7 protein-coding genes are annotated in these 9,141 nt (G+C 67.7%); 3 read left to right on the forward strand and 4 right to left on the reverse strand.

Features of this window, described 5'->3' with window-relative positions; genetic code table 11:
• Nucleotides 1-208 precede the first annotated feature (208 nt).
• Nucleotides 209-766, forward strand: a complete 558-nt coding sequence (locus AB0M65_RS38570; protein WP_364039787.1) for a dihydrofolate reductase family protein — start codon at nucleotides 209-211, stop codon at nucleotides 764-766.
• A 36-nt stretch (nucleotides 767-802) separates the two neighbouring features.
• Here the strand turns inward: AB0M65_RS38570 and AB0M65_RS38575 are convergent, their stop codons facing one another.
• From AB0M65_RS38575 to AB0M65_RS38590, 4 genes are read right to left on the reverse strand one after another with little or no spacing between them, the layout of a single operon-like run.
• Complete coding sequence (locus AB0M65_RS38575; RefSeq protein WP_020637517.1) at nucleotides 803-1,366, reverse strand: ATP/GTP-binding protein; 564 nt, start codon at nucleotides 1,364-1,366, stop codon at nucleotides 803-805.
• 28 nt (nucleotides 1,367-1,394) lie between these two features.
• Nucleotides 1,395-2,147: a DUF742 domain-containing protein gene (locus AB0M65_RS38580; RefSeq protein ID WP_364039789.1), complete on the reverse strand. Its 753-nt coding sequence runs from the start codon at nucleotides 2,145-2,147 to the stop codon at nucleotides 1,395-1,397.
• A gap of 7 nt (nucleotides 2,148-2,154) precedes the next feature.
• Entirely contained in the window at nucleotides 2,155-2,607 is a 453-nt protein-coding gene (locus AB0M65_RS38585) for a roadblock/LC7 domain-containing protein (RefSeq protein ID WP_364039792.1), read from the reverse strand.
• A complete protein-coding gene (locus AB0M65_RS38590; RefSeq protein ID WP_364039795.1) occupies nucleotides 2,604-6,083 on the reverse strand; it encodes a nitrate- and nitrite sensing domain-containing protein in 3,480 nt (1,159 codons plus the stop codon). The genes AB0M65_RS38585 and AB0M65_RS38590 overlap by 4 nt, the downstream gene beginning before the upstream one ends.
• Before the next feature lie 973 nt (nucleotides 6,084-7,056).
• On the opposite strand from AB0M65_RS38590, the gene AB0M65_RS38595 reads away from it, so the two are divergent.
• Both AB0M65_RS38595 and AB0M65_RS38600 read left to right on the forward strand, forming a co-directional pair.
• On the forward strand, nucleotides 7,057-7,479 hold the full coding sequence (locus AB0M65_RS38595) for a DUF485 domain-containing protein (protein ID WP_364039798.1): 423 nt from the start codon (nucleotides 7,057-7,059) through the stop codon (nucleotides 7,477-7,479).
• Nucleotides 7,476-9,047 carry a cation acetate symporter gene (locus tag AB0M65_RS38600; RefSeq protein ID WP_364039801.1) on the forward strand — a complete coding sequence of 524 codons (1,572 nt, stop codon included), beginning with the start codon at nucleotides 7,476-7,478 and terminating at the stop codon, nucleotides 9,045-9,047. Before AB0M65_RS38595 ends, AB0M65_RS38600 begins: the two co-directional genes overlap by 4 nt.
• Nucleotides 9,048-9,141 lie beyond the last annotated feature (94 nt).

A 9,141-nucleotide genomic window follows, 5' to 3' on the forward strand; every position in this document is an offset into this window, starting at 1 on the left:
CCCGCAAAACACTGGACTGGCTTACACCCCAAGAAAAACTCAACCTGCTACTGTCCTAAATAGAGCATGTTGCGACGACCGCATGAATCCGCCCCCTCCTTCTCACTCACGAACTTTCTTCCCGCCTCATGTCGAGAGCCCCGTACCGGCTCCGACTCCCAGGTGACCGGCGCCCGGAAGGCGGGCGCCACACCGGAGGGATCCAGCCATGCGCAAGCTCGTCTACGCCGTCCACACCTCGCTCGACGGCCGCATCGAGGGCCCGGACGGCGAGTTCGACTGGACCGAGATGGGCCCGGAGCTGTCCGCCCACTCCCAGGAACTGGTCCACCGCGCCGACACCTTCGCCTACGGACGACGGGTCTGGGACATGATGTCGTCGTTCTGGCCGCAGGCCGAAGAGATCTCGGACCACCCGCACGACCTCGAGTTCGCGCCGATCTGGCGGAAGACGCCGAAGATCGTCTTCTCCAGGACACTGGAGAGCGCGGACTGGGACACCGAAGTCGTGGCGGGCGACCTCACTGAGCGGGTCACCGAACTCAAAAGCAGGCCCGGTAAGGATCTGCTGCTGATGGGTGGAGCCGAACTGGCCACCGCGCTGTCGGACCGCGGTCTGATCGACGAGGTCCATGTCGTCGTGCACCCGGTGGTGCTCGGCGGCGGCAAGCAGGTGTTCGGGGGCGGCGTCCGCACGGATCTGCGGTTGACCGGCACCCGCACGATGGACGGGCGCGCGGTGCTGCTGACCTACGAAAAGCAGTGAAACCTGGGCGGCAGCCCCTACGCTGCCGCCGTCAGGTCACCTGGAGTTACTCGCCCGCAGGGCGATCCACTGCCGCATCGCGTATTCGACGAGCGTGATCAGCGTCTGCTTCGTCGACTCCCGTTCCCGGGCGTCACAACGGACGATCGGGATATTGGGGTCGATCGACAGCGCTTCACGCACGTCGTTGATGTCGTGTTCGAGGATGCCGTCGAAGGTGTTGACCCCGACGATGTAGGGCAGGCCCCGGTCCTCGAAGAAGTCGATCGGCGCGAACGAATCGGCCAGCCGTCGCGTGTCGGCCAGCACCACGGCGCCGATCGCGCCGCGGACAAGGTCGTCCCACATGAACCAGAACCGCTGCTGCCCGGGCGTGCCGAACAGGTAGAGGATCAGGTCCGCGTCGAGGGAGACACGGCCGAAGTCCATCGCGACCGTGGTGGTCGATTTGTTGGGCGTCTGGTCGAGGTTGTCGATCCCCCGACTGGCGTCCGTCATCATCGCCTCGGTGGTGAGCGGCACGATCTCCGACACCGAACCGACGAAGGTCGTCTTGCCCGCACCGAAGCCACCCGCCACGACGATCTTCGCGGATGTCATGGTCGGGGGCGCGGTGTCCCGCGGTGCCTTAAAGCCGACGGAGTCCACTCAAAACCCTTTCCATCAACACCAGATGTGCCTCGGCGCCGTCATTGCCCGAAATCGTCCTGTGCACACTGACCAGTCCCGCGTCCGCCGCGTCACTGATCAGCACGCGTGCCACACCCAGCGGTACGCGCAGGGTCGCCGCGATCTCGGCGACCGAACGCGGGGTCCGGCACTCCTCGATGATCGAGATGCACTCGATCTGCTCCGAAGCCACCGCGGGGAGGCTACCCGCGGTGACGTGGTCCTTGGTGGAGATGAGCGTCTCCAGCTCAAGAGCGTAGTTCGCCTTGGTCCGGCCGCCGGTGAGGGCATAGGGACGGACGATCGCCGTCTCTTCGAGCGGCGGCGGCGCCTGCTCGAAGACGGCGGGCATGATGAACTCGCCACTGGGCGGGCCCGGGTCGAAAAGACCACCTGGTCTCGGCCCGACGGCGCCGGCGCCGCTGTCGGGTGGAGAAGCAAGTGAGGTCACGCGGTCTCCTTGATCGGTCGGCTGCGGGACTGCCGCTTCCCCGGCGTGTATTCCGCTCACCGGGAAAACAAGTGCATCTTCGGACTGCTTGCTCTTCTTGCGCTTCCGACGACCACGGCCCGAATCCAGGGTGAAGCCGTTCAGGACATCGGCGAAGGTACCGTCGTCCCGTGAACCGGCAGCATGGGCAGCCCCCGCACGCGGAGGCTGGTGTTCACCCGTTCCCGGCGGCTCGCCGAAGGATCCGGACCCCGTGCTCATCGAGACATCATCCCACCGGTTCGCCGATCAGCGACCCACCGGCGCCCTGCAATTGCGCGCGAAGTTCCGGTGTGAGGATCTGGCCGACGCGGTCGACGAGCATCGTCATCTCATAGGCGACCTGTCCGATGTCGCAGTTCGGGGCGGCGAGGATGGCAAGGCAGGAGCCGTCGCTGATGGACATCAGCACCATGATGCCGAGTTCCATTTCGACGACGGTCTCGTTGACCGCTCCCGCCTCGAAACACCGCGCGGCCCCCTGGGTCAGGCTGACCAGACCGGACGCGACCGCGGCCAGCTGGTCGGCCCGGTCCAGCGGAAGCCTGCTGGACGCGGTGAGCAGAAGGCCGTCCGCCGACACGACCACGGCGTGCGCCACTCCGGGCACCCGCTCGGCGAAGTCATTCACCAGCCACCCGAACTGGTTCTTCTGAGGCTGGGCCGGGTTCGGCGAGGTCATTCACCCTCCAGGGTTTCGTGGTTGGCTTCGGTCGCCTGGGCAGTGCGGTGCCGTCCGCGCTGGATGCCCTGCTGGAAACTGCTCAGGCGCCCGCGTACGTCGTGCGCGTCTCGTTGTGGTCGGGGGGTGACCGCCCCGGCGGGCGGTCCCGCGCTGCCCGGAAGCAGTTGCTCCCCGCGGCGGCGCCGGGGTAATCCTGCCGAAGTCGTCTTCGAGGGCACGGACTGGGACACCGCTTGGGCGGCCTTCCAGCCTTCGTCGGAGCCGAAGTTCCACGCGTTGGTCTCCTCGACGGCCGAGACGGGGGCCTGTTCCGGCGCCGCCGCCTGCGGTTTCTTCTCCGTTCGCCTGCTCGGCAGGGCGGCGGGCGACGCCGGACGCGCGGCCGTCTCCGGTGCCTTCGGGGCCGCAGGTGTCTTGGGGGCTTCGGGCGCCTTCGCGACCTCCGGCGTCGCGACAGTCTCGGCCGGCTCGGTCGCGGGAAGCCGCGTGGTGGCCGGCGCTGCCTGGTCCGCTGCCGCCTTGCGGCCCCGTTTGACGCCCTGCTGGAAACTGCTCAGCCTGCCGCGTACGTTCGCCGGATCCCGGACCGGCAACTCCGACCGGGTGGTGGGCTCGGCGGCCGGGGCCGACGACATCGCGCTGCCCGGCAGGAGCTGCTCGCCCTTGCGGCGCCGGGGAAGACCGGCCTCGGTGAAGGTCGACGGGGCGGTCTGCGAGACCTCCTGAACCGTGCGGAAAGCCTTGTCGCTGGCGAAATCCCAGTTGCGGGCCTCTTGCTCGGCCGTGGGAACGGCTTCGGCGGCCGGGGCCTCGGCGGGCTTCTTCTCCTTCTCCGCCGAAGCATCCGAAGCACCCGAAGCGTCCGACGGGTCCTGGGTCTCCTTCTTCTCCGCGGGTTTCGCCGCCGCCTTTTCCGGAGCGGGTGCGGGCGAACGGAACCACGCCGAGAGCATCTCGTCGAAGATCGGCGTCGTCTCCGACGCGGTGGGCGCCGGTGCCGCGGGCGGCGGCGTGGTCGCCTGGTTCCACCATTCGCTCAGCGTGGTGCTGTTCTTGGCCTCGAACAGTTCCTTGCCGCTGGGCAGTTCGCCTTCCACCACGGACGAAGGCGGCTCCGGCTCGGCAGGCTTCTCCGCCACCTTCGCGGCGGGTTCGGGCTCCGGCAGTCGTGGCTGCGGAGTCGAAAGCTGAGGCTGTGGTGTCGACGGCTGGGCAGGCGGAGGGGTCGTCTGGTCCTGGGGGATCGGGCTGAACAGTGCCGTCCCCGAAATCTCCAGATCGGACGGCGGCCGCGGTTCCTGCGTATGGGTATGCCCGTTCAGCCCGGATTTGGTGTGCCCGGCCAGATCGTTCGCGGACGGCCATCGCTCGCCGCCCTGCGAGGGCACGGTCGGCATTCCCGGCCGGGTGCCGTTGGCCGGACGCTGGCGGCGGGGCAGGCCACCGGGCTGCGGCGGCAGCGGCGCGAGGCGTTCGGTGATCGGACCGGTGGCGGGGCCGGGATCCCCCGGCGGGACCATCACGAGGTCCGCCGGGACCGAGACGGTGGCGCGCACGCCGACGATGTCCTTGCCGCCGTGCAGCGAGACACCGATGCGGTGCCTGCTGGCCAGGCGCCCGACCACGAACAAACCCATCCGGCGCGAGGTGGCGAGGTCGACGTTGGGGGCTTCGGTGAGCCGGGCGTTGGCCTCGGCGACCTCGGCCTCGTTCATGCCGATGCCCTTGTCGAGGATGTCGATGCCGAAGGAGCCGTCGTCCACGAGCCTGGTCGCGACGGTCACCTGCGTCTCCGGCGCGGAGAACGCGGTGGCGTTGTCCAGCAGCTCGGCGATCAAACGCATCAGGTCGTTGGCCGCGTAGCCGACCAGCCGTACCGGCGGCGGGTTCTGCACGGTCACCCGTTGGTATTGCTCGATTTCGGATACCGCCGCACGCACCACGTCGGTGGCGGAGACCGGCTGGCCGGACCGTCTGCCCGGCTCGACACCGGAGAGGACCATCAGATTCTCGTTGTTGCGGCGCATGCGGGTGGCGAGGTGGTCGAGCTGGAACAGCGTGGCGAGCTGGTCGGCGTCTTCCTCGTCGCGCTCCAGCCGCTCGATCAGCTGCAGCTGCCGCTGCACGAGACTCTGGCTGCGACGAGAGAGGTTGACGAACACGTTGCTGTAGCCGGTACGCATCGAGGCCTGCTCGGTCGCCAGGCGCAAAGCCTGGTGGTGCACCTTGTCGAAGGCCCTGGCGACCTCGCCGATCTCGTCGTCGCCGCCGACCTGCACCGGCCGCACGTCGGTACCCTGCGAGCGGCCTTCCTGGATGTTGCGGACCGCTTCGGGCAGCTGCTTCTCGGCGACGTCGAGTGCGTTGGCGCGCAGGATCTTCAGCGAACGCAGCAGCTGGCGGGTGATGAGGAAGACGACGGCGACGGCGAGCATCATCGCGCCGAACAGCAGGACCGCGAGCAGGCCCGCGCCACTGCTGGCGTCGTCGACCAGTTCGGCCGAGACCGAACCCGCTCGCGTGCCGAACTTGTTCGCGACCTCGCCGACCTTGGTGATCATCGCGTTCGAGGCATCGTTCCAGCCTGACGAGGACATCGTGCGGAACGCCTGCTCGGCAGGGGCGCCCTGGTCGCCGAGCGCGGTCTTCGCGAGTTTGTCGCGGTTCTCCATGACGTCGGCACCGACGGCGGCGGCGAACTCCTGGCGCTGCTGTTCCGAGGCGGCGGCGCGGAAGTCGGTGAAGCGGTCGGCCAGCCGCAGTTCGGCGGTGCGCAACTGGTTCAGCTCGCTCGGGGCGAGGCCGGACCGAGCGATGCCGAAGGAGACCAGCGCCTGGCTCAGCGACAGCTGTTCCTTCATCACGGTGAGGTCGTGCAGCACGGCGGGGGTACCGCCGAGGACGTCTTCGCCGGCACCGGCGGACAGCGCGGTGTCGACGGCGAGCAGCGCGGTGGTGACGTCGGTGTATTCACCGATGGCCTGGACGGGATCGAGCTGCCCGGCGGAGGCGCGTTGCCGGATGCCTGCCAGCTTGTCCAGCTGGGCGGCCGCGGTGTCCTTTGCCTGCAGGAGCGACGGCTCGGCCTCGACGGCCCTGGCCGCGGCGGCCCGGTACAACGGAACGGCCGCGTCGACGTCGGCACGCGCGGAGCCGAGTTCGAGGGTGCCGCCGACGGTGCCGGCGGTCAGTCCGGCGGCCGACTGGGTGCGCTCGCGTTCGAGCCCGTCGGCGAGCGCGCGGATCTGCCCGCTCAGCGCCACGAGCCGGTCGAGGCGCTGGTAACCGTCGGACCGGCCGACCTGGCCTGCGATGGTGGCGATGCCCAGCGCGAGCGCGATGAGGATCGGCACCAGCGTCACGGCCGACAGCTTCACCGGCAGGCTCCAGTCCCGCCAGCGCACGAACGCGCGCCAGCCGGTGGCCCACCGCGATGGCCGGGGAGTGCGTCCAAGCAGCTCCCCGACAGGCACTTGGCCTTCTCCTGCAACGGTCACGTGAGTGACTCCCTGTCCGGCGTCCTGGCACGGTCTGAGGCGTCCGTTCCCGCGAGGAACCTTCTCGCGGGGAACTCGGCCCCGGCCTGACCACGTGATCGATCGCGACGCGAGGGACCGCTCCTGGCGGGCGCGGCGTCCCCAGGAACACCGTTCCGCTTCGGCGGTTCTTGCACCTGCACGTGCAGGTCGCAACCTGCGAAGTGCATGGTCGTCGAGATCAACTTGTCTTTGCCAATCGATCACTACTGGTCAGCCGGGCCAAAGAATCGTACACCAATCCGGGTGCCGTCAATTCCGTTCAGTGAACGGGTGCTGACCTGGGAAAAGTGTCACTTGGAACGATGTACAAGGCCCGAAATCCGTCTCCACGTCACAAACGAGGGAATTCCGGTTACACGTTGCGCCGCCGCACAGGGTGCCTGCGTCACCCGATCAGCCTACGCTGGGTAGCCACCTCGCCCAGTCGAACTACTTTGTGTGCCCCCAATGGGTGGGTCAAGCTCAAATATGTGCCCGATGTTGTGGCCTTGCCGGTTTCACCGCCCCGAAGTCGCCCGACATGGTGATTCTTTTCGGGGCGGCCGCCGAGCCAGGGGATCTTCCCCGCTTGCGGATGGCGGGCACGGTATCGGAGCTCGGCGCGACCGGGAAGCGAAACTACGATCTGTCACCAAAACGAGGGACACAGCGTGGTCGCTGTCAGCCTTTTGCCGCAGTGGTCCGTCCGGGTGACGACCGCGCGTGACAATTGGGCTCACTATTACGAGTGAGAAAGCCCGTCCATTCCGACCGAAACGAATTCCCCGGAACCTATTGCGACAGGAAAAGGAATACCATCGCTTGCGTTCGCGTAAGCAGGGTCGCCTATTCAGAGCACGTGAAGCCGAAGTTAGTATGTGCCCTCCCGTTACCGCGCCACGGATGCAAGCAAGCCCCGGAGGACCCCATGCCCGACGTCGCGCGCCCCTACGCGGCGAGCAACGCCCTCGAGGACACCGGGCAAATGCCCGCCCTGTTCGTCCGCGAGCGCCAGCCCGCTCCCCCGCCACCGCGCAGCACCGGCCCGGACTTCGACCGGATCCAGCACGGCAAGGAGTTCGTCGCACTGCGCAAGACCTTCCGGCGGTTCGTGTTCCCGATGAGCCTGCTGTTCTTCACCTGGTACATGACGTTCGTGCTGCTGGCGGCCTACGCCCACGACTTCATGAGCCAGAAGGTGTTCGGCGAGGTGAACGTCGGCATCCTGCTCGGCCTCGGCCAGTTCGCGAGCACGGTGCTGATCACGATCGCCTACCTGAAGTTCGCAAGCAAGCGGCTCGACCCCAAGGTCGAACAGCTGCGGGCGTCGGTCGAAGCGGGTGAGCGATGATCCCCGACAACGACCCGGTCCTGAACATCGCGGTGTTCGCCCTGTTCGTCGCGATCACCCTGTACGTGGTCTACCGCGCCGGCACCCGGAATCAGTCCACTTCGGATTACTACGCGGCGGGCAGCGCCTTCACCGGACGCCAGAACGGCATCGCGCTTTCGGGTGACTTCCTGTCGGCGGCGTCCTTCCTCGGTATCGCCGGGGCGATCGCGATCCACGGTTACGACGGCTTCCTGTACTCGATCGGGTTCCTCGTCGCCTGGCTGGTGGATCTCTTGCTGATCGCGGAACTGCTGCGCAACACCGGCCGCTTCACCATGGGCGACGTGCTCAGCTTCCGGATGAGACAGCGCCCGGTCCGGGCCGCGGCCGCGACGTCGACGCTGGTGATCTCCTTCTTCTACATGCTCGCGCAGATGGCGGGCGCCGGCGGACTGGTGGCGCTGCTGCTGGACATCCACGGCGGCTTCGGGCAGGCGCTGGTGATCGGCGTCGTCGGTGTCGTCATGGTGCTGTACGTGCTGGTCGGCGGGATGAAGGGCACCACGTGGGTACAGATCATCAAGGCCACCATCCTGCTGATGACCGGTGCGCTGATCACCGTGTTCCTGTTCGGCAAGTTCGGGTTCAGCTTCTCGAACCTGCTCTCGGCGGCCGCCGACAAGAGCCCGCTCGGCAGCGAACTGCTGGAACCGGGTGGCTCGTACGGCAAGAGCGAGACCACGAAACTCGACTTCGTCTCACTGGCACTGGCGCTGGTGCTGGGTGCCGCCGCGCTGCCGCATGTGCTGATGCGCTTCTACACGGTGCCGAACTCGCGCGAGGCGCGGCGATCGGTGGTGTGGGCGACCGCGTGCATGTTCGTCTTCTATCTCTGCACGCTGGTCATCGGTTTCGGTGCGGCCGCGCTCGTCGGCCCGGAGGCGATCAAGAACGCCCCCGGCGGCGAAAACTCGGCGGCGCCGCTGCTCGCGCTGAACATCGGCGGCACCGTCCTGCTCGGCATCGTCTCGGCGGTGGCGTTCGCGACCATCCTCGCCGTCGTCGCCGGGCTGACGATCACCGCGTCGGCCTCCTTCGCGCACGACGTCTACGCGAACATCTTCAAGCGCGGCAAGGCGGAACCGGCCTCGGAGGTCCGCGTCGCCCGGCTGACCGCGGTCGTCGTCGGAGCACTCGCGATCCTCGGCGGCATCCTCGCGAACGGGCAGAACATCGCGTTCCTCGTCGCACTGGCGTTCGCGGTCGCCGCGTCGGCGAACCTCTCGACGCTGCTGTACTCGCTGTTCTGGAAGCGGTTCAACACCACCGGCACGCTGTGGGGCATCTACGGCGGGCTGATCGCGAGCCTGGTGCTCGTGTTCTTCTCGCCGGTGATGTCGGGGACCGCGGACTCGATCATCAAGGGCGTCGACTTCCACTGGTTCCCGCTGAAGAACCCGGGCCTGGTGTCGATCCCGTTCTCGTTCCTGTGCGGCATCGCCGGCACGTTCATCGGCCGGGCCAAGGCCGACCCGGTCAAGCACGCCGAGATGGAGGTGCGGTCCCTCACCGGGATCGGCTCCTGACCCCGGCACCCTTCGCCCCCTGCCCCGATGTGTCATGAGGGGTCCCCATAGGACGAAATAATTACAAAGTGGTCCCCACAATAAACCCCCAGGG

The sequence above is a fragment of the Amycolatopsis sp. NPDC051071 genome, from assembly GCF_040682875.1.
GTDB lineage: Bacteria > Actinomycetota > Actinomycetes > Mycobacteriales > Pseudonocardiaceae > Amycolatopsis.

Coding starts and splice junctions, on each gene's coding strand:
- AB0M65_RS38570 (WP_364039787.1), top strand. CDS start 209: ATGCGCAAGCTCGTCTACGCCGTCCACACCTCGCTCGACGGCCGCATC.
- AB0M65_RS38575 (WP_020637517.1), bottom strand. CDS start 1,366: ATGACATCCGCGAAGATCGTCGTGGCGGGTGGCTTCGGTGCGGGCAAG.
- AB0M65_RS38580 (WP_364039789.1), bottom strand. CDS start 2,147: ATGAGCACGGGGTCCGGATCCTTCGGCGAGCCGCCGGGAACGGGTGAA.
- AB0M65_RS38585 (WP_364039792.1), bottom strand. CDS start 2,607: ATGACCTCGCCGAACCCGGCCCAGCCTCAGAAGAACCAGTTCGGGTGG.
- AB0M65_RS38595 (WP_364039798.1), top strand. CDS start 7,057: ATGCCCGACGTCGCGCGCCCCTACGCGGCGAGCAACGCCCTCGAGGAC.
- AB0M65_RS38600 (WP_364039801.1), top strand. CDS start 7,476: ATGATCCCCGACAACGACCCGGTCCTGAACATCGCGGTGTTCGCCCTG.